This window comes from Synechococcus sp. CCAP 1479/10, from assembly GCF_019038515.1.
Taxonomy (GTDB): Bacteria; Cyanobacteriota; Cyanobacteriia; order PCC-6307; family Cyanobiaceae; genus Cyanobium.
On sequence record NZ_JAFKRJ010000022.1, the window covers coordinates 222,096 to 246,465 of the forward strand.

A 24,370-nucleotide genomic window follows, 5' to 3' on the forward strand; every position below is an offset into this window, starting at 1 on the left:
CGGGGATGCCTCATTGAGAAGAATGTTATCATCGCCATCCGGATCTGATTGCCATTGATGACGGCCCCCGTACGCCGCACTGACGTACAGCACGGCGACGTCGGGCAGGCCAGCCCGGGCGGCTCCCCGGTGCTCCCCCTGGTCACGGTCGTCGTGGTGTTCCGCGAGCGGCACAGCTTTGCCTCCCGCTCGCTGCGCTCGCTCCTGGAGCACAGGGATTACCCCTTCGCCCTGCACTACCACGACAGCCAGTCCCCTCCCTCGGTGCGCCGGGAGCTCGAAGCGGCCGAGGCCCGCGGCGAGCTGACGCTGTTCACGGCAGGGAACGGCACCCCCAACCAGCTGCGCAACCAGGCGCTGCAGGCGGTGACGACGAAGTACGTGTGCTTCATCGACAACGATGTGCTTGTCACCAAGGGCTGGATCGAGACCCTGGTGGCCACGGCAGAGCGAACCGGAGCGGGCATCGTGTTCCCTCTCTATCTGATGGGTGAGCTGTCGGAGGATCGCATCCACATGGCCGGCGGCAAGAACCATCTTTCGGAGAGAAATGGCGAAATCGAGTACAACGAAGAGCACCTCTTCGCCAATGCGTCCGCCGCTCGTGTCGCGGGCTCCCTTCAGGGGGGTGACTCCGATTTCGGCGAATTTCATTGCATGCTGCTCAGCATGAAGATGCTCCAAGAGACGGGCCCCCTCGATGAGGCCTACCTCCAGGCGAACGAGCACATCGACATCGCCATGGTGGCGAGGCAGGCGAACTACCGGGTCATCTTCGAGCCGAAGTCCGTTGTCAGCTATGTGTACGCCAACGCCCAATCCCCCTACTGGCTCTGCGATATCGAGCCCTTCCGCAGCCGCTGGAGCCATGAGCAGGCCGCCCGGGACGTGGCCTACCTGTCCAGCAAGTGGAAGTTGCGCTCCCTCCAGAGCATGACCTCCTTCCTCAACCGCCAGATCGGCAGCATGGAGCTGGTGCACCCCCGCACCCAGGGGCCTGCGGCGGCGGCCGAGGCCGTGGATAACCACGCCTATCCCTACGTCCACTCGTTCCCTCTGCTGGTGCGGCAATGCCTGGCGCAGGGCCATTCCCGCAAGGAGATCGCTGAGCTGAACAGGGTGTTCGATGTCGCCGCCGAGCTTCACGGCGGTTCCTTCCGGGGCTCCAAGAAAACCTTCCAGGAGCATGTCGTCCGGGTGGCCAGTGTCCTGGTCGTGCACGGCGCCCCCTTCGATCTGGTCAAGGCCTCCCTGCTGCACGCCGCCTACATGGCCAACACCTCCTCCGGCCGCCATCTGGCCCCCACCGAGCGGAACCGGGCCCTGCTGCGGGAACTGGTGGGCCGCAAGGTCGAGGCGATCGCCCATACCTACGCGGTCGCCAGCGCCGCGGGCACCCGCGAGGCCCCGCTGGTGATCGAGGAAATGCCGATCGTCAGTGCCCAGGCCAGCGTCGTGCGGATCGCCAACGACATCGAGGATCTGCTCGACCACGCCGCCCTGCTGGAGCGCAAGTCGCTCAAGCACTTCGCCCGGGTTCATGCCTCCCACGGGTCCATCGCCGAGGCCTGCGGCTATCAGGCCATGGTGGCGGAGTTCGCCGAGCGCATCCGCCTGGCGGAGGCGGCCCTGGCGCCTGGTTCCCAGGATCCGGCGGCGGAGGCCTGGCTGATCAAGCTGCTGCGGGAGCGTTCCCCCTATCCCCTGCTGGAGTCCCATTCGCTGGCCACGCGCTCCCGCCGGCTGGCGGCCCGCGTCGTGCGCAAGCTCCCCAGGCAGGGCATTCCCCTGCAGCTCAAGATCGCGGCCAGAAAGGTCCTCAGCCCCTTCGGGCTGGTCTGACCCGATCCCGCTGGATCAGGCGGGCCCAGCCCCCTGGCGCCCGAGCACGCCCACGCAGCGCCCACACAGGGTGGGATGGTCCGGGTGCTGGCCGATGTCGCTCTCGTGGTGCCAGCAGCGCTCGCACTTGTGCCCCGCCGCCCGCGCGATCCGCACCCGCACCCCCTCCTCCTCGGTCTCCGCCAGAAGCGGCTCTGCCGGCACAGGCCCGCCGACCCGCAGGGCCGAGACCAGCAGCCAGTCGGCCAGGTTGTCCACCTCCGGATGGGGGCTGGCCTCCACCAGAGCCAGGGCCTCCCGCAGGGGGCCTGCCTCAGGCCCCGCCTCCACCAGCTCCAGCTGCACCTGGGCCTCGAGGGAGGCGCCCAGTTCCCCCCGGCCCCGGCAGCCTTCCAGCACCCGGTTCACCTGGGCGCGCAGCTCCAGGATCCGCTGCATCGGCGCCGCCAGCTCCGGGGCGGCCCAGCTGCCGGGCACCGTGGGCCAGCCCCGCTCGAACACCGAGGCCTCGGCCACCGGGTAGGGCAGGTTCTGCCAGATGTCCTCGGCCATGTGGCAGAGCACCGGCGCGATCAGCCCCGCCAGCCGCTCCACCACCATGTGCAGCACGGTCTGGCAGCTGCGGCGCCGGAAGTCGGCGGCCGCACTCACATAGAGGCGGTCCTTGGCGATGTCGAGGTAGACGTTGGACAGGTCCACCACGCAGAAGTTCTGCAGGGCCTGGAAGAAGCGGTAGAACTCGAAGCGCTCGAAATCGGCGCTCACCTCCTCGATCAGGCTGGCGGTGCGCTGCAGCATCCAGCGATCCAGCAGGGGGAGATCCGTGATCGGCACGGCATGCTCGGCCGGTACGAAATCGTGCAGGTTGCCCAGCAGATAGCGGGCCGTGTTGCGCACCTTGCGGTACACGTCCGCCAGCTGCTTGAGGATGCCCGGCCCCAGGGGCACATCGGCGGAGTAATCCACCGAGCTCACCCACAGCCGCAGCACGTCGGCGCCGTAGGGCGGCTCCTGCTTCTCGTTCTTGCCCCCCTCCACCAACACAACGGGGTCGACCACGTTGCCGAGCGACTTGCTCATCTTGCGGCCCTTCTCATCGAGGGTGAAGCCGTGGGTGAGCACCCTGCGGTAGGGGGCCGTCCCGTTCACCGCCACCGAGGTGAGCAGGCTGCTCTGGAACCAGCCGCGGTGCTGGTCGGAGCCCTCCAGATAGAGGTCGGCGGGGCAGCCGAGCCCGCGGCCCTCCAGCACGGCGGCCCAGGAGGAGCCCGAGTCGAACCAGACATCCATCGTGTCGGTGCCCTTGCGCCACTGGTCGGCCTGGTCGGCCCAGGCGGGCGGCAGCAGGCCGGCCTCGTCCCGCTCCCACCAGACATCGGCGCCGTGCTCGGCGATCAGCGCCTCGGCGTGGGCCAGGGTGTCGCCGTTGAGCAGCACCTCGCCCGTCTCGCGGTGGTAGAAGACCGGGATCGGCACCCCCCAGGAGCGCTGGCGGGAGATGCACCAGTCGCCCCGGTCGCGCACCATCGCCTCGATGCGGTTGCGGCCGCTGGCCGGTAGCCACTCCACCGCCGCGATCGCCTCCAGCGCCTGGGCCCGGAAGCCGTCGACGGAGGCGAACCACTGTTCGGTGGCCCGGAAGATGGTCGGTTTCTTGGTGCGCCAGTCGTAGGGATAGCGGTGCTCGTAGCGCTGCTCGGCCAGCAGCAGCCCGGCGTCCCGCAGGGCGGTGATGATCGCCGGGTTGGCGTCCTTGAGCACGTTGAGCCCGGCGAAGGGGCCCGCCTCGGCGGTGAGGGTGCCGGCCTCGTCCACCGGGCAGAGCACCGGCAGGCCGTACTTGTTGCCGGTATGGAAGTCATCGACCCCATGGCCCGGTGCCGTGTGCACCAGGCCGGTGCCGGTCTCGGTGGTGATGTAGTCGCCGCCGATCACCACCGGGCTGGTGCGATCCAGCAGCGGATGGCGGTACTGGATCCCCTCCAGCTGGGCCCCCTTGAGGGTGAGGAGGGGTTCGAGCGGGCGCGCCAGGCTGGTGCGCAGCTGCTCCACCAGCTGGGAGGCCACCACCAGGTAGCGGGGGGTGCCGCCGTTGGTGGTGCCGTCGCGGCAGATGGCGTAGTCGAGCTGGCCATTCACCGACACCGCCAGGTTGGCCGGCAGGGTCCAGGGGGTGGTGGTCCAGATGGCCACGAACAGCTGCTCCCGGTGGGCCGCATCGGTGGGTCCGGCGATGCCGGCGGCCGCCAGCAGCCCGGCCACCGGTTCCGGCAGCTCCACCACCGGGAAGGCCACGTAGACGCTGGGGGAGGTGTGGCCGTCGGGGTACTCCAGCTCGGCCTCGGCCAGGGCGGTGCGGGAGCTGGGGCTCCAGTGCACCGGCTTGAGGCCCCGGTAGATGTGGCCGGCCAGCACCATTTTTCCGAAGACGCCGATCTGGGCGGCTTCGTAGGACTTCTGCAGGGTCAGGTAGGGCTCGTCCCAGTCGGCCCAGATGCCCCAGCGCCGGAAGCCGCTCTTCTGGGCCTCCACCTGCTCGAGGGCATAGGCGTGGGCCCGGCGCCGCAGGTCGATGGGGGTGAGCTGCCGCCGCTCCTCGCTGCCCAGGCCCTGCAGCACCTTCAGTTCGATCGGCAGGCCGTGGCAGTCCCACCCCGGCACGAAGCGGGCCCGCCGCCCCTGCAGCAGGGCGTGCTTGTTGATGATGTCCTTGAGGATCTTGTTGAGGGCATGGCCCACGTGCAGGGCGCCGTTGGCGTACGGCGGGCCGTCGTGGAGCGTGAAGGGGGCGCCCGGGTTGCCGCGGCTCAGCCGTCCGTAGAGATCGTGCTCCTTCCAGAAGGCCTGCAGTTCGGGCTCCCGCACCCGGGCGTTGGCCCGCATCGCGAAGGGCGTCTGCAGCAGGTTGAGCGTGTCCTTGTAGGACGCCGGGCTTGCCGTCACGTCGCCGGAGCGCGAGAAGGCTGGATTATCCCGCCTCGCCGAGACCCTCCTCCGGCTGCGGCGTCACCGGCTCGGGCGGGGCTTCCGGCAAGGCCTGCTCCAGCAGGGCGTCGATCGCCTCGAAGTCGCTCACCACAAGTGGCTCCTCGCCGGCCGTCTCCGTCACCACGGCGGGCTCGGCGCCTGAGGCGGCGACAGCCTCCGCTTCGGGCCGCACCCACTTCTTGGTGCTGGCGGGGCGGGTGGCGCGCCGTTCCGCCAGCCAGGCCCCCAGACCGCTGGCCATGCCGCCGGCCAGCTGCAGCAGCCGCGCCAGGGAGGCGCCGAGCTGGCTGAGGCTGGTCTGCCAGCGCTCCAACGACCAGAGCCGCTGGCGCTCCTCGTCCGTGAGCAGGCGCCAGCGGGCCTGGCCCACCTCCACCCCGAGCCGGCCGATCAGCAGGCCGCCGCACAGCACCGCCAGCATCGGTGCGCCCGTGAGCCGCTCGGCGCTGGTCACAAGCACCAGGCCCAGCAGCAGCACCACCGCCCCCCAGACCGAATCCCTCGCCCGGCTCAGTTCGGAGGCCAGCAGGGGCAGCAGCAGCAGCAACAGCCCCAGCAGCAGGGCCAGGAGGCCTCCGAGGGTGGCAAGCATGGCCGGGGCGACGTCTGGCGCCATTCTGGGCGGTGACCACCGGATGGCCGATCCCGCCGGATGGCGCCGGCCGACCTGTCTAGAGTCCAGCAGGCGCCCACCTGGCGGAATTGGTAGACGCGCTGGATTTAGGTTCCAGTGGCTCAGGTCGTGGGGGTTCAAGTCCCCCGGTGGGCATCGATGAGCGATCTAGGCCAGCCCAGGGGTGTCGTGGGGATGGCACACCTACGCTGCCTACCATCAGGAACCGAAGCATGAAGAGCCCTCTTCGCCAGCTCACGGCGCTGCTCCTTGGAGCTGGGTCGCTGCTGGCGGGGGCTCCCGGCCAGGCGCTGGAGCAGATCCAGCTCAGCCTTCCGTTGCTTGAGACGCCGTTCACGATCCGGCTCAGTGAGCTGCGCGACCAGCGCAGTCTCCTGTCTGGTAGCAGCGATCTCGCCGAGCTCGACCGGGCCATGGATGGGGCGATCGGCCGCAAGCTGGTGCAGGCCTTCCAGTCCCCCCTCCCCCTGCCGGTGAAGGCCATTGCCGAGCAGTCGGTGGGCTCCCCCCTGGTCAGCCAGGTGCTGCTGCTGCTCTCGTCGGTGGTGCTGGTGGAGGGGGTTCGCCAGCCGATGGACACCAAGCAGCTGGCCGACACCCTGGCCACCAGCCAGGCGAAGGGCAGCCTCAACCTGCTGGACGTGCTGGAGGCCATGCCCGGCAAGAGCGCGTCGGTGGACCTGCAGCGGGTGATCCTCGCCATCGATCGCGTCACCAACCAGCAACGCCTGGGCCAGTCCCTGGTGACCTCCCAGCCCCCGGCCGCGATCAACCCGGCCCTCAGCCAGACGGGGCCACGGGCCGTGAAGCGCCAGGAGCTGGCGATCCCCGTCACGCACCGCCCCAATCCCCTGCAGGTGGTCACGATCCAGCCGGAAACGGGCGCCAACGGCCGCCTGGTGCTGATCTCCCATGGCCTCTGGGACGACCCGGAGAGCTTCGAGGGCTGGGGCCGGCACCTGGCCAGCTATGGCTACACCGTGCTGCTCCCCCGCCACCCCGGCAGCGACAAATCGCAGCAGCAGGCCATGCTCTCCGGCGAGACGCCGCCCCCCAAGCCGGAGGACCTCAAGCTGCGGCCCATGGACATGAGCGCGGTCATCAATGCGGCTGCGGCGGGCAGCCTGGCGTTGCCAGCGGGCCTGCGCACCGACAACGTCGTGGCGATGGGCCAGTCCTATGGCGCCACCACGGTGTTGCAGCTGGCCGGGGCCCGACCCAGTGCGGGCCTGCTCAACCGCTTCTGCAAGGACGTCACCAACCCCGCCCGCAACGTCAGCTGGGTGCTGCAGTGCAGCTTCCTCACCTCCGCCGACCAGGCCGGCCTGGCCGACCCCCGCATCAAGGCGGTGGTGGCAGTCAGCCCGCCGATGTCGCTGCTCTTCGACCAGGGCTCGGCCCGGGCCATGGGCGCCCGGGTGCTGCTGGTGAGTGGCAGCCGCGACTGGGTGGTGCCCTCGGGCCCTGAGGCGCTCACGCCCATGGCCCTGGAGGCGCGCAACGCCGGCGGCGGCCACCGGCTGGTGCTGGCCAAGGATGGCGACCACTTCAACCTGCGCTCCTCCTATGAGCAGGGGGGCGGTGCCCTGCGGGGGCTGCTGCTGGCCTGGACCGACGGCGCCTTTGCCGCCGGAGCCGCCGCCGCCCCCGGACCGAGCGCCCCTTCGTTGCTGCCCACCGATGGCTGGGGCGACATGGAGTTCCCCCTGGTGGATGTCACCGCCAACCTGCCCACCCTGCCGATCGGCTTCGCCTTGCCGCTCGGACCCAACCAGCCGTGACGGCCCCGGCCCGGCCCCTGTCGCGCCGACCGGGCGGGTTCCGTAATCTGGGTCCTCCTTCGGAGATCCGGACCTGGCCCAGGCCATGACAGACACGCTGGCACCCACGTCCGCTCCCGTGGCTTCCACCACGCCCGTGCCTCGGCTCAGCGTCCCCCGGGAGTACCTCGATCCCCCCGCCGCCTGGAACCCCACGGTGGGCCTCTTCCTGGCGGGCTACGGCCTGGCGGGCCTGACGATCTGGGGCTGGTTCGTGGGCGGCTGGCCCCTGCCACCCCTGCTGGCCCTGGGCTTCCTGGCCCTGCACCTGGAGGGCACCGTCATCCATGACGCCTGCCACAACGCCGCCCATCCCAACCGCATCTGGAACGCGGTGATGGGCCATGGCGCCGCCCTGCTGCTGGGCTTCAGCTTCCCGGTGTTCACCCGGGTGCATCTGCAGCACCACGCCCACGTCAATGATCCCAAGCTCGATCCCGACCACATCGTCAGCACCTTCGGGCCCCTGTGGCTGATCGCGCCGCGGTTCTTCTATCACGAAGTTTTCTTCTTCCGCCATCGCCTCTGGCGCCACAACGAGCTGTTCGAGTGGGTCCTGGCCCGCACCATCTTCGTGCTGATTGTGGTGGCGGCCGCCCGCCACAACTTCCTGCCGTTCGTCTTCAACTGCTGGTTCGCCCCGGCCCTGATGGTGGGCGTCACCCTCGGTCTGTTCTTCGACTACCTGCCCCACCGGCCCTTCCAGTCCCGCAACCGCTGGCACAACGCCCGCGTCTATCCCAGCAGGCTGATGAACTGGCTGATCATGGGCCAGAACTATCACCTGATCCACCATCTCTGGCCGTCGATCCCCTGGTTCGAATACCAACCGGCTTATCACGCCACCAAGCCGATTCTGGATGCCAAGGGTTCACCCCAGCGGCTTGGATTGTTCGAAACCCGAACCGACAGCCTCAACTTCCTTTACGACATCTTCCTGGGCGTGCGCTCCCACAAGAAGCGTCGCAGCCGGCTTCGGCCGATCGCCAGGCTGATGCCCACCCGCCATGCCCGCCGGCGGGTGCTTGAGCTGTTGCACCGCACCGCCGTATCGCCGGTGCGCTAGTCGCCCAGGATCTTGGGCACGCGGAAGAAATCCCCCTCCCGCTGGGGCGCCAGGGAGAGCAGCTCCTCCCGCACCGGGGTGGGGTCCACCGCGTCGGGCCGGGTCACGTTGACCACCTCCACCGCCCGCGTGGTGGGAGGAACGCCTTCGGTGTCCACCTGCTCGAGGTGGGCGACGTAGTCGAGGATCCGCTCCAGCTGAACGGTGTAAGTGGCGATCCGCTCCTCGGGCAGGGCCAGGCGGGCCAGCTGGGCCACCTTGCGCACATCCTCGGCCGTGATCCGCTCCATCGTCGCGCTCGTCGTCGTCGTCCGAACCTAGCCGCGGCCGTCGCCGCCTCAGCTGGCTTCCGCTTCCGGCCCCAGGAAATCGGCCAGGTCGTCGGCCAGGGCCGCCGCCGCCAGCTCCAGGAAGCGGGCGCCGTGGTCGGCCGTGGCCAGGAACGGGTCGGAGCCCATGCGGCCGTCGGGATGGCGGCGGCGGAAGTCCTCGGGGCCGTGGATCGGCCCGGCGGGGGCCGCCTCCGGCAGGGGCCGCTGCTTGGCGTTGAGGCTGGGCTCCAGGTGCAGGGTGAGGGCGATCTCGCTGGGGGTGGCGTGGTGCCCCTCCCGGTCGCCGTAGCGATCGCGGGCCTCGCGCATCACCGGGCCGGCGGTGAACCAGTTGGCCAGACGGCAGCGCAGCCGCTCGGCGCCCGGCAGCCCCCTGGCCGCGGCCGTGCCATAGGCCTGGGCGAAGGCGGCCCTGGCCGTGGCGATGTTGCCGCCGTGGCCGTTGATCACGTAGATGCGCTCGAAGCCGTGACGGGCCAGCGAGAGCACCACGTCATGGAGCACGGCCAGCAGGGTGGAGGGCTGCAGGCTGATGGTGCCGGCGAAGCCCAGATGGTGCTCGGCCATGCCGAAGGCCTGGGCGGGTGTCACCAGCACCCCGGTGCGGCGACCCACCTCCAGGGCCACGGCCTCGGCGGTGAGGGCGTCGGTGCCGATGGCGCCGGTGGGCCCGTGCTGCTCGGTGGACCCCAGCGGCACGATCACCCCCCGGCAGCGGGTCAGGTAGTCCTCCACCTCGGGCCAGCTGCGCAGCTGCAGCCGGATCGCCTCGTTGCTGGCGACGGGGCCCGGAACCGTGCTGGGGCCTGGGGCAGTGCTGGGCATTGATCGGGTCATGGTGAACATGGCGACAGGCGCCGTGCTGCCTAGGATCGACCCTATCCGCGGCGTCACGATGCTGCATCGCAAGCTCGACCGATTTCGCCTGGAGCAGCGACCGGTCTGGGTCTACCTGCTGGACCAGCAGCGCTGGATCGAGAGGGCCCTGGTGGTGGAGATCGAGGGCGATCTGGTCACCCTCCGCTTCGACGAGGAAGACGGCGACGAGCGCCACAGCTGGGAGGAGAGTGTCCGACTGGCCTCGATCGGAGCCGTCAGCACCCGCCTGGCCTCGGTGAGCCTCTCCGCCGATGCCGACGACCTGCCCACCACCGGCGACTGCCCCGAGGCTGAACGGCTGGGGAGTTCCTGATCCCTGGCGCGATGGCTGGCGGCCGGCTTGCCTGCCTCAGTGGGCGGTGCCGTTGCCGTCGTAGTCGTCGGTGTCGTAGTAGCCACCCTTGGTGCCGAAGAACAGGGTGGTCAGCACGAACAGGCCGCTGACGGCCAGAAGCACGGTGCCGAGGTTGAAGCTGGCGGTTTCCATGGAGGGGTGTGGATCGGCGGGCGAAGGGCTGTTCACCGCTGCTGTCAGTGTGGCCCGCAGACGCGTCAACGGTGCGCAGGGGAGAGCTGTCGTCCGCTTCCCCGCACCGTGGCCGGGTCCGCGGGGGTGCAGGAGGGGTGGCCGCTGAGCAGCGCGACATCCTGGGCGTAGAGATCGCGGATCGAAGCGATCAGGGACGGACACAGGGCCCTGCGCGCTTCATCCGCCAGACCCCGCTCCGAGGCGTTGACGTTCACCTGGCTGGCTTCGGTGACGAAGCCCTTCTCCTGAAGCCATGAATCCATCCGGCTCAGATGGTTGACCTCGTCAACGATCAGGTGACCGGATTCGTCGTACAACCACCAGCTCTGGGGCCTGAAGATGAAATCGATCCGATGCGGACGCTGCTGAAACAGCCAGTCCTCACAGAAGGTCCGAAAATCCGTCAGCGCCCAGCGGGGTGGCCTGTGCAGCGGAAACTGGGACACCAACTCCGTGCCGCCACGGAGGGAGAAGCAGTAGGCCGAAATCAGCCGCTCGACAGGACAGCGAACAAAGGCGACGGATGTCCGGGCGGCATAGTCGGCAGTGCCCAGAAGCTTGCGTCGGATGAAGTCGGCGTAGAGATGGCCGAGGGGCCTGCCGTGAATCAGGGTGGAGGCATAGGTGCCCCCGCACCTGGGGACGTGCACAAAGATGTACCTGGACTTGAGATAGTCGAGGCGAGACTTCAGGCCTGTCCGGGTGAAGCGCAGCCGATCGAGAGTGGAGTAGCGCTTCGCCATGGCCGCCCAACGTTATGCCTCGGTTAAGGCCTGGTTAAGACGTCTGTCCCGGCCCCTGCCGTACCAACGGACACGGTTGCAAAAATGAGAATGGTGATCAGCCATCGCGACCCTGCCGCCCAGGCCCTCCCCCCGCCCTTCTTCGCCCGCCCCGCCGAGGTGGTGGCCCCGGAGCTGATCGGCTGTCTGCTGTTGCGGCGCCAGGCGTCGGGCGCCCTGCTCTGGGGCGTGATTGTCGAAACCGAGGCCTACTGCCAGAGCGAGCCGGCCTGCCACGGCCACCGCCGCCGCTCGGCCAGCAACGACACCCTCTTCGGCGAGCCCGGCCGCTTCTACGTGTACCTGACCTACGGCGTGCACCACTGCGTCAACGTGGTCACCGGCCGGTCTGACTGGGCCAACGGGGTGCTGCTGCGGGCGGCGGCCCTGCCGGGGGCCCCGGAGCGGGCGGCGGCCGGCCCCGGCCTGCTGGCCCGCTGCTTCGCCATCGACCGCCGTCAGGACGGCCTGATCGCCACGCCGGCCTCTGGCCTGTGGCTGGCCCCGCGGCCGCCCGGGCTGGCGGCGCTGCTGGAGGGGTCGGGGCCGCAGGGGGAAGCGCCGTTGCTGCAGACCCAGCGCATCGGCGTCTCCCAGGGGCAGGAACTGCCCTGGCGCTGGTACCTGCGCGCCAGCCGCAGCGTCAGCCGGCGGGCCCGCGGTGATCGCACGCCCCGCCACGATGGGCTCGCCGACCTGCTGGCCTCTACGGTTGGGTCGTTCGACGGGAGCAGAACGCCTTGAGCGGCTGGAGTCACCGCCACGTGCTGGACCTGGCGTCCTTCTCGGTCGACGACTTCGCCACCGTTCTCGAACTGGCCCAGCGCTTCCGGGCCCTGCCGGTGGCCGGGGCGCGCCGCCTGCCCGCCCTCCAGGGCCGGCTGATGACCAGCCTCTTCTTCGAGCCCAGCACCCGGACGCGCAGCAGCTTCGAGCTGGCCGCCAAACGGCTCTCGGCGGAGGTGCAGAGCTTCTCGCCATCGTCGAGCTCCCTCAGCAAGGGGGAGAGCCTGCTCGACACCGCCCGCACCTACGTGGCGATGGGGGCCAATATCCTCGTGGTGCGCCACCGCTGCGCCGGGGTGCCCCACAGCCTGGCCCGCGACCTCGACCGCTGCGGCGAGCGGGTGTCGGTGCTCAGCGCCGGTGATGGCCTGCACAGCCACCCCAGCCAGGGCCTGCTCGACCTGTTCACCCTGGCGCGCCACTTCGAACCCGAGGCCCCTTCCCCCGAGAGCCTGCGGGGCCGCCGCATCGTCATCGTCGGCGATGTGCTCCATTCCCGGGTGGCCCGCTCCAACCTCTGGGCCCTCACCGCCTGCGGCGCCGACGTGGTGCTCTGCGGGCCGGCCACCCTGCTGCCCAATTGCTTCGCCGACTTCGTTCTGGCTCCGCCGCCGGGCCAGGGGGCCGATCCGGTGGCCGCCCGGGGCCGGGTGCGGGTCGAGCGGCGCCTGGAGGAGGCCCTGCCCGGGGCCGATGCCGTCATGACCCTGCGCCTGCAGAAGGAGCGGATGCAGCAGCACCTGCTCACCAGCCTCGACACCTATCACCGCCAGTACGGCCTCAGCCACCGGCGCCTGGCCCTCTGCGGCGACGCCGTGCCGGTGCTGCACCCCGGCCCGGTGAACCGGGGGGTGGAGATTGCCGGCGAGCTGCTCGACGATCCCGGCCGCAGCCTGGTGGAGGAGCAGGTCCGCAACGGCATTCCGATCCGGATGGCCCTGCTCTATCTGCTCGCCGCCGTCTGAGGGTTCAGGCGGCCTGCGGGTTGCGACGGCCCCTCAGAGCAGCTTGAAGCCATCCAGCAGCAGGCCGTAGAGCAGGCCCATGCGGGCCATGTCCAGCACCTGCAGCCGCAGCTTCAGCGGCTGGGCCAGCAGCCTGCGCCGCAGCCGGGCCGCTACCTCAATGGCCAGCACGCACACCAGGGCGCCGAGGGGATCGAACAGGGCGAGGGCGCCGGTGATCGAGCCGACGCTGCCGCCGATCACGAACCCGCCCAGCAGCACGATCAGCAACAGGGAAAGGCGGCGCCAGGGGTTCTGGGCCCACGCCTCAAGCAGGTTGCCGGACTGGGTGATCCGTTGCTGGAATCGGGTCTGCTGGAAGCGGGGAGGCAACGGTGCGAACCTGCCGCTGGGTGGAAAGGGGAGCAGGGGGCTCAACACCCAAGGGTGGAAAGCCGCTGGCGGTGATCCCCATCACCCGGCCCAATCCCTGCGATCTCTTGTCTACACCATCTCTGGCGTCTTGACAGCATTTTCCCCCCACCGATAGGGGATGCCAATAAAAAAGCCCGAGGCCGAGGCCCGGGCGGGGTGATGGGGACGACACCAGCAAACCAATCTCCAGCGGGTCGGGCAAGGGGGGGCAGCCGCTGACCGGAGCGTCCCTGCGGGGGCTTGACGGGTGGCGTGGGCGTTCTCAGACGTCCCGGTTCAGCCGTCCCCGTCCTTCTTGCGGGATCCCTTGCCTTCCAGCAGTTCCAGCAGGGCCTCCATCTGGGCCATCACACCCCGCACCTCACCGGCCTCCGGCAGCAGGCCGTCCTCCATGACCCCCTGGTGCATCTCCCGCAGCTCCTGGCGGATGTAGCGCAGATGACTGACAACCTGTTCGCGCTTGGACTGCGACATTGAGCGGGCCCCTGATCAACCCCCTCTTTTACCCCATCGCCGATTCACTTCCTTCCGAAACGCTCCTTGGCCTGCTGGTAGAAGGCGAGATCCACACCCTCGAGGCCGGCCTCGCGGGCCAGGGATTCGATCCGCCGCCGGATGATCGGCCGCACCACGAACGGGATCTCCTTCAGGCTGGTTTCCGCGTCGCTGCTCCAGTTCATCGGCAGGGGATCGGGACGGGTCGGGGTTGGGCCGGCAGCCGCCGGGACACCCCGCAGGACGTTGGCAGGCCCGGGCGGGGAGAATGGTGGATGGAGAATAGGGGAAACGGGGGTTTGGGGTGAGATTCGCTGAGACCCCTTGCTATGACTAGACCGGATTTTGGGGGTTTCAGGGGTTCTGCACCCACCCCTGCACCCAAAGTTGCACCCATGGGTCGGTCGCGATCTCCACATTCCGTCACGGTGTGCGTGCCCACCGACAACGCCGCTGGACAGGGCTGAGGCTGGGAGGGCGTCCATTTGCCTCTAGGAGCCCCCTGGGAGCCCCCTGGGAGCCCTCTTGGGTCATGCAGGGCTCTTCCTCCCCATCGCCTTGGCCCGCGCCCTGCTGCCGGTTCCTGGCTAGGGGGTCCCCTTCAAGTTCACGCCGGCCAGCTTCCACTCCCACGCTGCAACCAGCCCCAGCCAGGCCCATGAGCTGAAGCAGATCCACTCCACCGGCTACGGATCCCGCGTTAAGCGAGAGCTAGGCAGTGCCTTCGGGAAGCCGCCCTATGCCCGCGACGAGTGGGCGCTGAGATCGGGGGTAGGTGCTGGAGATCGGCAGCGAGATCGAGAACCGTGCCGCCTATCTCAGTCACTGGATCGAGCTGCTCAAGGAGTCGCCATAGATGCTGTCCATGTGCTCAGCGAAGTTCGGCAGGCGGCGGATCTGATTTGTCCGGGGGGCTGGGCAAATGCAGCCTCAGGCTTAGGCCCATGCTTCTTGAAGATCCCTCTACCTGCGGTTGCGGGATCACCAAGCCTCGCTGGTGACAGGAAGCAGACCTTACGCAGGGGTCGAAGGCGCCGCTGTCACTTGGTCGTACCGGGCGAATTCCTGTGTATGCAACCATGCTGCCCAGCCTTTAGTCGTGTCCCAGTAGGGACGCGAGAGTGGGTTTATCCAGGGGCAATCTGTGATGTCCTCATCTAAGGAGATTGCAGGGCAATCTCAGTTTTCAATTGAGAGGAGGTACGTTCGCGGAACCCGGGCGGCTGGCTACGGGTGATGGCAATGCCCCAAGATGGCTTTCATGCCTGCAACGCGATTAGTTGAAAATTACTTATAGATCGAGTGTTGCGCCCAGTCGCGCACGGCCCAAGCAAGACTCTAGCTCTTTCCTTGTCATAAAGTTTGCTCTGACGCCGACAATCTTCATAATCACTGCGCCAGTGATTCCTTGAAGGCTACGGATTTCGGAATTGGCTATATCAATGGATCCCCCATGGCTTACCTTGCTTCGCTTGTCGTACATTGAAGCGAGAAAGTCAAAAAGTCTCACTCTCTGGCCTAGATCCTCTTTCCCGATGAGCAATGCTGCACTCTCAGATAAGCCAATGCGGAATGGCCTTCCGTCTGTGGGGTTCAACAGGCATTCAAGGGCTGTAATCAATGAAAGCAACTGCTGCTGTGGCTGAGAGTCAGATTGCGCTTTCCCAGCCCACTGTATAGCCACCAAGATTCGGTTCTCAAGCTCTGTCCGTGTAGGGTTTGCGATGATTTCACTGAAGCTCTTTAGTGAGTTTCCATGAAGCTCTAAGAATTCTTTGTCGACCTTGAATGGGAGATGCCGGCCAGATGATGGGAAATCCGTGTTAAATGATCCATCTTCAGAGAAGACGAAACTACTGTACGCGGCCTTCGAAAAATTCCCTGGGAGCCCTAGGCCCACATACTCCGGAAAATCCTGAGTATACGGAGCAAAAAATCTCAAGACGTTCAATACCATGTCGATAGCGTCTAAGGCATTGACGCGAGCCTGATCGACTTCAGCAATCGATTTAGAAAAGGCAAGCGTGTCGAAAGCGCCCAATCTCTCTTCAATCACTTTTCGATAATGTAAAAGCCAGTGCTGTTTCTCGTCGTCTGAAAGCTTCATGGTCAATATCGTTTTCTCGGCACGCTCCCTAAGATGATCTAGCTGTTGCTGGTCAGCAGGCCTGAAGGTGATGCTACCAAGATGAAGCTCCTCAACTTCAAGCTTAAGGCCTTGAATCGGCATCACGCACTCCTGAACCTTTTGAAAACTCTGAAGATGCTCGACGAAGTTCTCCAGTTGCGGGATTAATGATTCGGGTGTCTGCGATGACAGCGCCGCTAGGATTTTCCTGAGCTTTGTAGAGATGTATTTCTCGGAGAACTTGCCCTCCCATTCCGGCTGGCATTGAATGTTTGTGGTGAGCCTTGTAAAGGTGGCCACCGCTTCTGATCCAGATATGATAAAAACCTGGTCTTCATGTATGCACTCGATCATCCCGTCGTCCATTAGCGTCTCGGGATTGATGGGCTTGTTCGTCGCCTTGATGGATTTTATTGCCTTGATAATCAAGTTGATATGCTTGCCTGGCCGTTGGCGTTGGGCTTTCATTCTCGTATAGCAAGATCTAAGGGGTGCAGGAGGCCTTGGTCGAACGGCAAAGGTACTGGGTGCTGCCGTTGCTTTTCTGGACCTCCTGCCAATAGAAGCCGCCTGGACTGGGCTTGCCTTCGGCAACCACTTTTGTGCTGGCTGGCAGTGGAACCAAGGTGAGTGTTGCCACGGCCGTTGCAAGCAGGACTGGGAAGCGCATCGTGCAGGATTTGGCTCAGGCCATTCTCGCCGTGCCGCTGACCGCCCACGGGAACCCTGTAACCAATCGCGCCACCACCATGGACCGCTTCCTGTGGCACATCGACCCCGACGGCTGGCCCCTCGAATGCATCGACACCCACACCGGCCAGCACGTCCCCGTGGTCACTGGCCGCCCTGAGGAGCTGGCTCAAGCCGGTGGCAGTCACCCCATAGCCTGCTTGTATCCCAGGGTGGCGGGGGTGGTCTGGGGTCTTGGTGGAGGGCTGTGCACTGAGAGTTCCGGCTCCAAAACCATCTGAAATGACAGTGTTGCCACTCCTCATCCCCTTCGTAGCGCCCTTCCAAGCACAACCGGGTTGATAGGGATCGTGATGGCCCGAAGCAGACGCTGTGGATCGGAGCAGGTGATCGTTGGCCAGGGCCAGCTGACTACTTCTGAGACATGAAGCCGGTGCAGGGCCACTTGCATGGCCTCCGCAGGGCGGTCTGCGAGAAGAAGCTCCCGCCACCGCTTGCGGTCGCCATCAACAGGTACATGCTCCCCGAAGCGCCACTGGTTGAGGAGCAGCCCCACCATGTAATCGGCGGGCAGCCAGGGGATCTCCTCTTGCGGCTGAGGGTCTGGGGGAAGCCCTTCTCGATCAATCCATGCCAACCCGGCCTCTAGATCGTCCACCAAAGCCTCATCCAGACGGCCTTCCAGGAGCAAATGCACATCGTCCAGCGAGGCGTAGGGATGGCGGGTGGCCAAGGCCATGCCCAGGCGCCATTCGGGGCCTTCCAGCTCCCGCCCAAGCAGAACGAACCACTCGGGGGGGAGTTCTTTTCGACGGAAGCGGAACCGATTCAGCTGCTTGTCCTCAGCATTGAGGTTCTCCTGCCGGCGCCAAGTGACCAAGTGGCGCAGCAGCGCCGCGAAGGAACCGCCGCCACCGGATAGGAACTCCAGCTCGGCCACGACCCGCTCAGCGGCGTGGCGGTAGCTGGCGGGGGTGGATGGATCACTGGCGCGCCAACGCAGGGTGGAGGCGAATCCAGCGACACTGGCCAGCGAATCGGTACGGTCCTCGCGGCCGTCGGCCAGGGGGAACACCTCGATCAGCGAGGGAATCTTGGTGCTCTGGCCCACCCTGGGTGGGAAGCAGTAGCGGGCGAAGCCGGAGAGAGCCCTCTCCCGACCTAGCTGGGAGGCGAAGAGAGCGAAATCGGTTCCTGTGACCAATTGGCGGGGCAGGGGCAACTGGGCTTTCCCGTCAAGTGCAGCACGCACTTCATGGAGCGGGACTGGCTCATCCCAGATCGGGCACCACAGTTCTTCGGAACGCTGGCCCTTGTTCTCCAGCCAGCTGCTAGAGGGGTGGCCAGAGGAGTTGTGGGTCACTGCCAGGGTGAAGCTCGCTTGCCGGACGCCCCCCTCGCCCTGCTCGTCCTGGTGGGAGGTAAGGGCATAGCCTTGGAAGAAGGTCATTCCTTCCGCCAACAGGATCAGCTCAGCGGGGTTGGAGGTGGTGGTTTGTGTATCGCTAACGGCCACCCGGTAGCCCTGCTGGCCATCGCCACGGCCGGCGGGGTCATAGGTGAGTGTGTTGCCGGCACTGACCAGGACCCCAGGAGCACTGGAGCCGAAAATCGCTGCGTGGAAGTGCTCCGCCTTGGCGATGGCAAGAGATTTCACAAACTGTTCGCCGAAATCGGCTCCCAGGAAGCCTGCGGTTCCTCCCAATAAGGCTGGGTATCGGACGATTGGCTTCCCCTTGGAGTCGGTCGTGGGGACAGCGCAGACCTTCAGCCATGAGGCGAAGGCATCGCTGTCGGCCTCGGCACTGAGGCGGGTGAAGGCCCGGATTTTCTCTTCGCCCTTGACACTTCCACCACGGACGTATTCCGGCATCACCCGAGCCGCCACAGCCGCTACCCGCCGCAGTTCCTCGAAGCGTTCGCCATCAAGTGCAGCAATCGCTGAAGGGACCTCACAATTCAGGAAGCCGGGGCCACCTCCTTTAGGCTTGTTCCATGGAGTGATGCAAGGGGAAGGGCGATAGAAAGTCGCAAAGAAATCGACCAGGTTCGAAGGATTCGCGGTGCACTCTAGATAGAACCGTCCCTCTCCCCAATAGCCACAGGCATTGGGGTCCAGCTGGCTATTCACCACTCGGAGTAGGCCCAAGGCGGAGAGATAGCTGGAGAGGGGAGAGACAGTAAGACTCGTTTCCATAGAGACAGCATTGACGGAGTGGGCAGGGTTGTCAACTTCCCCAGATGGAGGAACCATCTGGAACATGGCGGGCGCGCCATGCACGGGTGCGGCGCCACTCGCAGTTTCGACTTCCTCAGACTGAAAAACCATCCTTAACGGCGCATCGTTGCTGGCCAGCGTGTCGAACTCATAGTTACAACTTCCCCAGATGGAAGAACCATCTGGAACCCGTTGGTGGTGTCCTGAAGCACCTGGGCAACCCAGTTTCAACTTCCCCAGATGGAACATCCATCTGGAACCGTCCTGGAAGGTGTCGTGGTCCATCGTGCGTTAGCCATCTCAACTTCCCCAGATTGAAGAGCCATCTGGAAAGAGACAGAGGACGAGGATGGGCGGCCCTACTGGATCGGCTAGTTTCAACTTCCCTAAATGGAAGATCCATCTAGAACCCAACGTATAGGAGTACGAGGGTCTCCGGCCTGGCTAGTTTCAACTTCCCCAGATGGAAGTACCATCTGAAGTCTCCTACATCGAAACGCTGGTTCGCAACGACATCATGTTTCAACTTCCCCAGATGGAAAATCATCTGGCACTTCGGCGGAATGTTCTCAAATACCCGGGTGGTGTGCAAGTTTCAACTTCCCCAGAAAACTTAGTCATCTGGAGTGACGAGCGGGCGGCGATGTTAGGGGGTTTCCCATTCCGATTTCAACTTCCCCAATTGGATGAACCAGCTGGAGCGGCGACTTGAACATCGCATTGTAGTCATTCCCGGTTATCTGGTTTCAACTATCCCAGAGGGAAGAACCATCTGGAGCTCCAGGCATCTAGGTCATTGCCCTGCAGGTCAACGTTGCTTCAACTTCCCCAGATAGAACACTCATTTGGAGGGTGTCGATCTGCGCCCCGCTCGCCGGGTACACGTTGTTTCAACTTCCCCAGACAGAACACTCATCTGGAACGGCTACATGCTGCAGGGCCTGACTGCGACCTTCTAGTTTCAACTATCCCAGACAGAACACTCATCTGGTGCGGCCTACATCGTCGCCCGCCGGCGGTACGTTACCCAGTTTCAACTATCCCAGATAGAACACTCATCTGGAGCTGCATCTCTGAAGCCGATTGCACTGCGAGGACTCCCATGGCGGATCGCGCGCAGCTCTCCTGAAGGTCAGTACCGGCCGCTGATCTCCTGCCTCCGATCGCCCGAAAAGCCGTGCGGTGAATGGCAGCGCGGAGCTCCTCGACGTCATACGGGATCTCAGCGGTGGGAGCAGGTGCTCGCTCACGCCACTACCTCAAGCCGGCCGACCCCGAAGTGCCGTCCCCAGCCGATGCCCAGCACGGGTAGAGGATTCTCCGCCTCCAATTCGACGTGGTAGCCCAGGGAAGATGCCGCTTTCCGCTCTCCCCGGGCGACGATTCGCTTCTCATCAACCACCTCGAGAATCCGTGCGGCGATCTGGCCCCGATCGGGATGCGCCACCGCTACCCGGTCTTCATGCTCCTGCCACTGGAAAGAATCCGAGGCCAACTTCCCCTGCTCCCCCAAGCCCCAGAGAAGGGACTGGATCGCCTGGGCGGCAGGGGAGCGATGGAGCTTGCCTGGCCTTGGGGTCGTAAATAGCAGCATCGGAGTGGCCGTACGCAGCATCCTGCCCGTAGGGATGCCGGCAGCATCCAGCCGCATCAGACGCAGCGGCACTTGAACACCACCGCGACCGTAGAGGCGTTGGAGGGAGCGCAGCGCCTCAATCTCCGCCTCACTGAAGGGCTGGGGGCTGAGCACTTCCAGCAGGGTGAGACTGCCATTTTCTTCCTCCCAGCGATACCAAGCCCGCTGGTCTTCCCCGAGCGGCTGACCACCGACCAACCCTGAGAAGAGCGAGGAGGATGGGGCGAGCTGGAGCAAAGCCCTGTGCACCCTGTCCGTCCACGCGATTCCCGCTGAGGCCGGTAAGGGATAGGGGGACAGAAATGCAAAGAGTGCCCGGTTTACCTGCCTGGGGCGGGATCCACCCGCCAGAACAGGAGGCCGCTGTGGGTCGTAGCGGTAGCTCACCCACTGCTGACCTGGAGGGGCCTGACGACCCTCCTGACGAGCCTGCTGGGGGTTCATCCTCAGCCCCTCAAGAACGTTCTCACTGCCGCAGCAGAGCACGCTCAGGGTGCCGGCGGGATCTGGAGAGCAGTTCACCGCTGGCATGGTCGGCACCACCTGCCACAGGGCGGGGTACTCGGCCCGCCCGAGGTAACTCACCCCCGCCAGGCAAGCGGTCAGCAGCCGCTCCTGCTCTGCGCTTAGCTCCACAGGCCAGCAGACGTGCAAGGCAGCACCGGCACCGAGCTGGAGATAGGAGTCGATGAAGGAACGGCGCTTGCCCTGGGCGTGGCTGTAGCCCTTGGTATCCAGCGGTGAAACCGGTTCGCAGCCATATGCGGGCCGGAAGCCCCGGATCTGGCCGTATTCCCCGTAGGGCAGGTGATAACTGGGCAGATACTGAGCCAGCAGGGACACAAGATCCTCGACGCCATCCGGCAACTGCTCTGGAGTGGCTGACAGCGCAAAGCCACCGTGCAGTACGGCCCTGAGCAGCCGCCAGGGAGAAGGTGGATACTCGACCTGCCCCTCGTACTCACTGCGTCCCCAAGGGGTGGCGCCATAGCGGCCTGAGAGGAGGGTGATCCGAAGGATCGTCGCCATCAGTCCTCCGCCTCCGCTGTAGACACCACAGCTGCAGCCACAACGGCTGCAGCCACCTCCCCGGCTCCGGTTCGGCCAGCCTTCTTCTTGGCCGCCCCGAGAGAAAGAGCGAAGTCAGTTACTGGAGGATCAGTGAACAGCCCCTGCCCCTGACAGGCGGTCAGCTGATGCTGCAGATCCCTCAGCAGTCCCTCCGGGTCGCTGAGATTCTCTGGAATATCTACGGCTTGGAAGATGCAGTGGGCCCGTAGATCGAGCGGCTCGCCCAGCAGGAGTGACAACTTCAAGAGCGCCAGCAATCGCAGTACCTCCTTGGCGCAATCTGGCAGAGGCAGGTGAGAGATGCGGCCTTCCGCCAGATAGATCGACAGTTCCACCTTCTCGGCGATGAATGACTGGTGCCGATAGGGGATATAGCCCGCACCAACCTCGGCAGCGGTAGCCTTTGCTCCCACTAGACCCTCCACATCGAAGCCCTCACCGGAGGGGAAGAGAGGATCCTTGGCCACGCCGCCGTCGTTGACGGACTGGGCACCGTGCCCCACCACCTCCGCCGACAACAGGCGGGGGGTCTTGGCGACGTTCGGATCCAGTCCCGCCAGCTGGCTGTAGAAAACCCCGTGAAGCAGCGAGTTCGGGCAGCGCCGGAAGGTCGCAGCCGCGATGCCGTTGTCGAGGATGTCAGTGGCGAGGGACTCCTGGAACGCTTTGAGTTCCTTGGCCTTGCAGAACCAACCCGAGGCCAGACGATGGGGCAGTTCCAGGCTGCTGGTGATGCGGGTGCGACCGGCAGGGTCGGTGATCGTGAGCCTCACGTAGGGCATGGCCTCGAGTCCCCCGATCACCTGGCCCGGCTGGCTGAGCAGCGTGGCCTCGATGTGATTAGCCAGGGACTGGACTGAATCCACGATCACCAGGTTTTTCCCGCTACTCGAGTCTCGGACGACGCTGTGGCCAACATCGACGAACCCCGCTGGAACGAAGGTCGGCAGGAGGGAGCGGAGGGTAAGTGTCAGATGCATGGGGTGGTTGGAACGGGGATCTGCCATCGGCGGGAGGCGCGGAGGTCTGCTTCCCGTACTGCTGCCTCCAGGGTCGCCAGGAGGAAGGGGCCGTGGGAACGCAACAGGCGCCGTACAAGAGGGGACCAGCCTTTCCCAAGCCCTTTGGTTGGGTAGGCGAGTGGCGTAGCGGGAGTGACGCCATCAACGGCAGGAAGGTCTTCGCCATCAACGACGCCGTGCAGTGGGCCATCCCGGCTTTGCCAAGGGAACGGCTCCAGCCGCAATCGCACTTTGCCGTGGTGACTCATCAGGAGATAGACGACCAACTCCTCCTCCCCTAGATGGAGGGCGGCGAGAGCCGAAGCCACCTCGTGACGGAAACCAGTTCGTGAGTGGCGAGAGCCCCAGCCCGGCGCCTTGGCCCATTGGCCATCTCCGCAACCGTTGGCGCGCATTGTTTGCTGAAAGACGGGATGGGCTTTGCCGATGTCATGCAGCCAGGCCGAGCGCACCACTTGGTCTGCCAATGGTGGAGCAATCACCAGCTCTTGGCAGAGGGAATCGGCCTCATCCCGGGCGTCTCTGAGGTGCTGGGGCAACGTGACTGGCACCGATGTCCCGAAGCTATTGCGATCCTCTGGATCCAGCTGGAGAGTCTCGATGGGAACTTCAGGCACCGGCAGCACGGTGGTGGGATGCCAGCCGAGTTCTAGGTCGTAGCCACCAGCCGAGCAGGGCACCGCAGCCATGTCCCCCACCCTCAGCTGGTTGGAGGGGATTTCTGCCCACCCATCACCGCGTGGTGACCAGACCATGGGGAAGCGCCGCTGCAGAGCCCTGAGCGGAACAGGGCAGAGCTCAAGATCCGTGGCTGGGGCCATCGACGGTCCAGGGGCCCTCCTCCAGAGCAGAGAGGCATCCCGCATCTCGCCCACCCGCAAATAGGGGGAGATGTCGATGTCTCCCTGCTCCAGCGGGTGGGTATCGAAGAGCAGCTGGAAGGCATCTGCTGTGAGGCGCTCCCCAACTCCAGGCTGGGGTGGTGCCTCAACCCCCATAAGCTCACGGACGGCCGCATCGCTCAGACCTGCCAGGCGCTGTCGGGTGGCCACCAGCTCAGCTTCTTGGTAAGGCAACGCCTCACCGTTCTCCAGCACGATCACCGCCGCATCGGTGTAAGTGTCATTTCGCCCGACCCTTCCGCACCTCTGAACAAACGACGCCCAGGGGCACAAGTCGCTCACCAGCAGGCGGGCATCAAGATCGACCCCCGCCTCGACGGTCTGCGTCGCTACCACCACACCTCGGAAGGTTCGTAGTCGGTTTTCGATCGCCTGCCGTTCCCCGCGACGGAACCGGGAATGGAGGAGCAGGCGTGGCAGGCCCATCAGACCGTCATAGATGGCCTGGGCACGCTTGACCTGATTGGCCACCACCAGCGTGAGGGTGCCTTCCTGATGGTGTTGGCGCACCAGATCAACAGGATCGGCCTTGCCAGCAAGGGTGAGGGGCTTGGGTCGGCCCACCTTGCGCTGCGCGATCGGGTGCTCGTAGTCAGCATCCCCCAACGAGAAGCGCGGGGTGCCCGTGGGCAACAGTGACGGATCAAGCGTGGCTGAGCAGAGAATCAACTCCCGTGGAGTCGGCCCGCCATACTCCTCATGCAGCTGCTGGAGTCGAATAGCGGTCCTCACTGCGGCTCCCTGCAGCTGGGTCTCATCAACGACAACCCTCACGTCAGTATTGAGAGCAGCGAAATGTCTAGGCCAGGACCATCGGGAACAGCAGTACCCCCGCATCAACTGTCGGCTCACAACCTGATCGAGGGTGCCAACAATGACCGCCTCTTGGCTCAAGGCATCAACGTAATCGTTCTCGACCTGTCCGCCACGGAGCACGAATACAGGAATCGAGGCCCCAAGGTGGGCAATGACGGCGCGACACTCTGAAGCGATCTGGCTTGTCAGGGTCCTCAACGGGAGCTGATAGACGAGCCTTCGCGGCGTGACAGCCGGCTGCTCCTGCCGATCCCATAGCCAGCCAACAAGCGTGGCGAGTGTCTTGCCAAGGCCGGTGGGGGCTTCCAGGGTTCGAATAGGGGCCGATGACTGCTCCATCCAGGCGAGCTGGAAA

Annotated in this window: 21 protein-coding genes, 1 tRNA gene and 1 pseudogene; 8 read left to right on the forward strand and 15 right to left on the reverse strand. The window is 65.6% G+C overall.

Annotated features, from left to right (window positions below):
* The first annotated feature begins 57 nt into the window (after nucleotides 1-57).
* Complete coding sequence (locus KUG39_RS07070; protein ID WP_216913928.1) at nucleotides 58-1,842, forward strand: glycosyltransferase family 2 protein; 1,785 nt, start codon at nucleotides 58-60, stop codon at nucleotides 1,840-1,842.
* A 15-nt stretch (nucleotides 1,843-1,857) separates the two neighbouring features.
* Here the strand turns inward: KUG39_RS07070 and ileS are convergent, their stop codons facing one another.
* Nucleotides 1,858-4,785 carry an isoleucine--tRNA ligase gene (gene ileS / locus KUG39_RS07075; RefSeq protein ID WP_216913926.1) on the reverse strand — a complete coding sequence of 976 codons (2,928 nt, stop codon included), beginning with the start codon at nucleotides 4,783-4,785 and terminating at the stop codon, nucleotides 1,858-1,860.
* A gap of 25 nt (nucleotides 4,786-4,810) precedes the next feature.
* The gene (locus KUG39_RS07080; RefSeq protein ID WP_216913924.1) at nucleotides 4,811-5,422 is read right to left on the reverse strand and encodes a Ycf66 family protein; all 612 of its coding nucleotides are present in this window, start codon (nucleotides 5,420-5,422) and stop codon (nucleotides 4,811-4,813) included.
* 95 nt (nucleotides 5,423-5,517) lie between these two features.
* Here KUG39_RS07080 and KUG39_RS07085 point away from each other — a divergent pair.
* The 3 genes from KUG39_RS07085 to crtR all read left to right on the forward strand — a co-directional run bounded on the left by KUG39_RS07085 (nucleotide 5,518) and on the right by crtR (nucleotide 8,350).
* Nucleotides 5,518-5,599 (forward strand) — tRNA-Leu (locus KUG39_RS07085).
* A 77-nt stretch (nucleotides 5,600-5,676) separates the two neighbouring features.
* Complete coding sequence (locus KUG39_RS07090; protein WP_216913922.1) at nucleotides 5,677-7,245, forward strand: alpha/beta hydrolase family protein; 1,569 nt, start codon at nucleotides 5,677-5,679, stop codon at nucleotides 7,243-7,245.
* An 85-nt stretch (nucleotides 7,246-7,330) separates the two neighbouring features.
* Nucleotides 7,331-8,350, forward strand: coding sequence for a beta-carotene hydroxylase (gene crtR, locus KUG39_RS07095; RefSeq protein ID WP_216913919.1), 1,020 nt, complete (start codon nucleotides 7,331-7,333; stop codon nucleotides 8,348-8,350).
* Here the strand turns inward: crtR and gatC are convergent.
* Nucleotides 8,347-8,640 carry an Asp-tRNA(Asn)/Glu-tRNA(Gln) amidotransferase subunit GatC gene (gene gatC, locus KUG39_RS07100; RefSeq protein WP_094585826.1) on the reverse strand — a complete coding sequence of 98 codons (294 nt, stop codon included), beginning with the start codon at nucleotides 8,638-8,640 and terminating at the stop codon, nucleotides 8,347-8,349. The two genes, crtR and gatC, sit on opposite strands and share 4 nt — an antisense overlap.
* A 48-nt stretch (nucleotides 8,641-8,688) precedes the next feature.
* Nucleotides 8,689-9,507, reverse strand: a complete 819-nt coding sequence (locus KUG39_RS07105) for a creatininase family protein (protein WP_216913917.1) — start codon at nucleotides 9,505-9,507, stop codon at nucleotides 8,689-8,691.
* A 70-nt stretch (nucleotides 9,508-9,577) separates the two neighbouring features.
* Here KUG39_RS07105 and KUG39_RS07110 point away from each other — a divergent pair, with 70 nt between their 5' ends.
* Nucleotides 9,578-9,874, forward strand: a complete 297-nt coding sequence (locus KUG39_RS07110; protein ID WP_190611435.1) for a DUF6679 family protein — start codon at nucleotides 9,578-9,580, stop codon at nucleotides 9,872-9,874.
* A gap of 36 nt (nucleotides 9,875-9,910) precedes the next feature.
* Here the strand turns inward: KUG39_RS07110 and KUG39_RS07115 are convergent, their stop codons facing one another.
* Both KUG39_RS07115 and KUG39_RS07120 read right to left on the reverse strand, forming a co-directional pair.
* A complete protein-coding gene (locus tag KUG39_RS07115) occupies nucleotides 9,911-10,048 on the reverse strand; it encodes a DUF8629 family protein (RefSeq protein ID WP_015109478.1) in 138 nt (45 codons plus the stop codon).
* Between the two features lie 65 nt (nucleotides 10,049-10,113).
* Nucleotides 10,114-10,833 carry a hypothetical protein gene (locus KUG39_RS07120; RefSeq protein WP_216913915.1) on the reverse strand — a complete coding sequence of 240 codons (720 nt, stop codon included), beginning with the start codon at nucleotides 10,831-10,833 and terminating at the stop codon, nucleotides 10,114-10,116.
* Between the two features lie 90 nt (nucleotides 10,834-10,923).
* Here KUG39_RS07120 and KUG39_RS07125 point away from each other — a divergent pair, with 90 nt between their 5' ends.
* Nucleotides 10,924-11,616, forward strand: a complete 693-nt coding sequence (locus tag KUG39_RS07125; RefSeq protein WP_216913912.1) for a DNA-3-methyladenine glycosylase — start codon at nucleotides 10,924-10,926, stop codon at nucleotides 11,614-11,616.
* Nucleotides 11,613-12,623, forward strand: a complete 1,011-nt coding sequence (locus tag KUG39_RS07130; protein WP_216913910.1) for an aspartate carbamoyltransferase catalytic subunit — start codon at nucleotides 11,613-11,615, stop codon at nucleotides 12,621-12,623. Before KUG39_RS07125 ends, KUG39_RS07130 begins: the two co-directional genes overlap by 4 nt.
* Nucleotides 12,624-12,656: 33 nt before the next feature.
* On the opposite strand, the gene KUG39_RS07135 is transcribed toward KUG39_RS07130, so the two are convergent.
* The 4 genes from KUG39_RS07135 to KUG39_RS07150 all read right to left on the reverse strand — a co-directional run bounded on the left by KUG39_RS07135 (nucleotide 12,657) and on the right by KUG39_RS07150 (nucleotide 16,128).
* On the reverse strand, nucleotides 12,657-12,995 hold the full coding sequence (locus KUG39_RS07135; RefSeq protein ID WP_233133959.1) for a DUF565 domain-containing protein: 339 nt from the start codon (nucleotides 12,993-12,995) through the stop codon (nucleotides 12,657-12,659).
* Between the two features lie 318 nt (nucleotides 12,996-13,313).
* Nucleotides 13,314-13,511, reverse strand: a complete 198-nt coding sequence (locus KUG39_RS07140) for a DUF8635 family protein (RefSeq protein ID WP_015109473.1) — start codon at nucleotides 13,509-13,511, stop codon at nucleotides 13,314-13,316.
* Between the two features lie 44 nt (nucleotides 13,512-13,555).
* On the reverse strand, nucleotides 13,556-13,717 hold the full coding sequence (locus KUG39_RS07145) for a PCP reductase family protein (protein ID WP_094585821.1): 162 nt from the start codon (nucleotides 13,715-13,717) through the stop codon (nucleotides 13,556-13,558).
* Between the two features lie 1,106 nt (nucleotides 13,718-14,823).
* Complete coding sequence (locus KUG39_RS07150; protein WP_216913908.1) at nucleotides 14,824-16,128, reverse strand: HEPN domain-containing protein; 1,305 nt, start codon at nucleotides 16,126-16,128, stop codon at nucleotides 14,824-14,826.
* A 113-nt stretch (nucleotides 16,129-16,241) separates the two neighbouring features.
* On the opposite strand from KUG39_RS07150, the gene KUG39_RS07155 reads away from it, so the two are divergent.
* Nucleotides 16,242-16,631: a hypothetical protein gene (locus KUG39_RS07155; RefSeq protein WP_216918269.1), complete on the forward strand. Its 390-nt coding sequence runs from the start codon at nucleotides 16,242-16,244 to the stop codon at nucleotides 16,629-16,631.
* A 20-nt stretch (nucleotides 16,632-16,651) separates the two neighbouring features.
* On the opposite strand, the gene cas8g1 is transcribed toward KUG39_RS07155, so the two are convergent.
* The 5 genes and pseudogenes from cas8g1 to KUG39_RS17580 form a co-directional block, all read right to left on the reverse strand.
* Nucleotides 16,652-18,853: a type I-G CRISPR-associated protein Cas8g1/Csx17 gene (gene cas8g1 / locus KUG39_RS07160; RefSeq protein ID WP_216913904.1), complete on the reverse strand. Its 2,202-nt coding sequence runs from the start codon at nucleotides 18,851-18,853 to the stop codon at nucleotides 16,652-16,654.
* A gap of 961 nt (nucleotides 18,854-19,814) precedes the next feature.
* Entirely contained in the window at nucleotides 19,815-21,233 is a 1,419-nt protein-coding gene (gene csb2 / locus KUG39_RS07165) for a type I-G CRISPR-associated protein Csb2 (protein ID WP_216913902.1), read from the reverse strand.
* Nucleotides 21,233-22,255, reverse strand: a complete 1,023-nt coding sequence (gene cas7g / locus KUG39_RS07170) for a type I-G CRISPR-associated RAMP protein Csb1/Cas7g (RefSeq protein WP_216913900.1) — start codon at nucleotides 22,253-22,255, stop codon at nucleotides 21,233-21,235. Before cas7g ends, csb2 begins: the two co-directional genes overlap by 1 nt.
* Nucleotides 22,246-23,832 (reverse strand): helicase-related protein, encoded by a 1,587-nt coding sequence (locus KUG39_RS07175; protein WP_286192998.1) that lies wholly within the window; start codon nucleotides 23,830-23,832, stop codon nucleotides 22,246-22,248. The genes cas7g and KUG39_RS07175 overlap by 10 nt, the downstream gene beginning before the upstream one ends.
* Nucleotides 23,833-23,853: 21 nt before the next feature.
* Nucleotides 23,854-24,354 (reverse strand): annotated as a pseudogene (locus KUG39_RS17580) (DEAD/DEAH box helicase); the annotation flags it as partial.
* Nucleotides 24,355-24,370 lie beyond the last annotated feature (16 nt).

What these genes read in the sequence shown, in the direction of transcription:
- KUG39_RS07070 (WP_216913928.1), top strand. Translation starts at nt 58, where the DNA reads ATGACGGCCCCCGTACGCCGCACTGACGTACAGCACGGCGACGTCGGG.
- KUG39_RS07080 (WP_216913924.1), bottom strand. Translation starts at nt 5,422, where the DNA reads ATGCTTGCCACCCTCGGAGGCCTCCTGGCCCTGCTGCTGGGGCTGTTG.
- KUG39_RS07090 (WP_216913922.1), top strand. Translation starts at nt 5,677, where the DNA reads ATGAAGAGCCCTCTTCGCCAGCTCACGGCGCTGCTCCTTGGAGCTGGG.
- crtR (WP_216913919.1), top strand. Translation starts at nt 7,331, where the DNA reads ATGACAGACACGCTGGCACCCACGTCCGCTCCCGTGGCTTCCACCACG.
- gatC (WP_094585826.1), bottom strand. Translation starts at nt 8,640, where the DNA reads ATGGAGCGGATCACGGCCGAGGATGTGCGCAAGGTGGCCCAGCTGGCC.
- KUG39_RS07105 (WP_216913917.1), bottom strand. Translation starts at nt 9,507, where the DNA reads ATGCCCAGCACTGCCCCAGGCCCCAGCACGGTTCCGGGCCCCGTCGCC.
- KUG39_RS07110 (WP_190611435.1), top strand. Translation starts at nt 9,578, where the DNA reads ATGCTGCATCGCAAGCTCGACCGATTTCGCCTGGAGCAGCGACCGGTC.
- KUG39_RS07115 (WP_015109478.1), bottom strand. Translation starts at nt 10,048, where the DNA reads ATGGAAACCGCCAGCTTCAACCTCGGCACCGTGCTTCTGGCCGTCAGC.
- KUG39_RS07120 (WP_216913915.1), bottom strand. Translation starts at nt 10,833, where the DNA reads ATGGCGAAGCGCTACTCCACTCTCGATCGGCTGCGCTTCACCCGGACA.
- KUG39_RS07125 (WP_216913912.1), top strand. Translation starts at nt 10,924, where the DNA reads ATGGTGATCAGCCATCGCGACCCTGCCGCCCAGGCCCTCCCCCCGCCC.
- KUG39_RS07140 (WP_015109473.1), bottom strand. Translation starts at nt 13,511, where the DNA reads ATGTCGCAGTCCAAGCGCGAACAGGTTGTCAGTCATCTGCGCTACATC.
- KUG39_RS07145 (WP_094585821.1), bottom strand. Translation starts at nt 13,717, where the DNA reads ATGAACTGGAGCAGCGACGCGGAAACCAGCCTGAAGGAGATCCCGTTC.
- KUG39_RS07150 (WP_216913908.1), bottom strand. Translation starts at nt 16,128, where the DNA reads ATGAAAGCCCAACGCCAACGGCCAGGCAAGCATATCAACTTGATTATC.
- cas8g1 (WP_216913904.1), bottom strand. Translation starts at nt 18,853, where the DNA reads ATGGACCACGACACCTTCCAGGACGGTTCCAGATGGATGTTCCATCTG.
- csb2 (WP_216913902.1), bottom strand. Translation starts at nt 21,233, where the DNA reads ATGGCGACGATCCTTCGGATCACCCTCCTCTCAGGCCGCTATGGCGCC.
- cas7g (WP_216913900.1), bottom strand. Translation starts at nt 22,255, where the DNA reads ATGCATCTGACACTTACCCTCCGCTCCCTCCTGCCGACCTTCGTTCCA.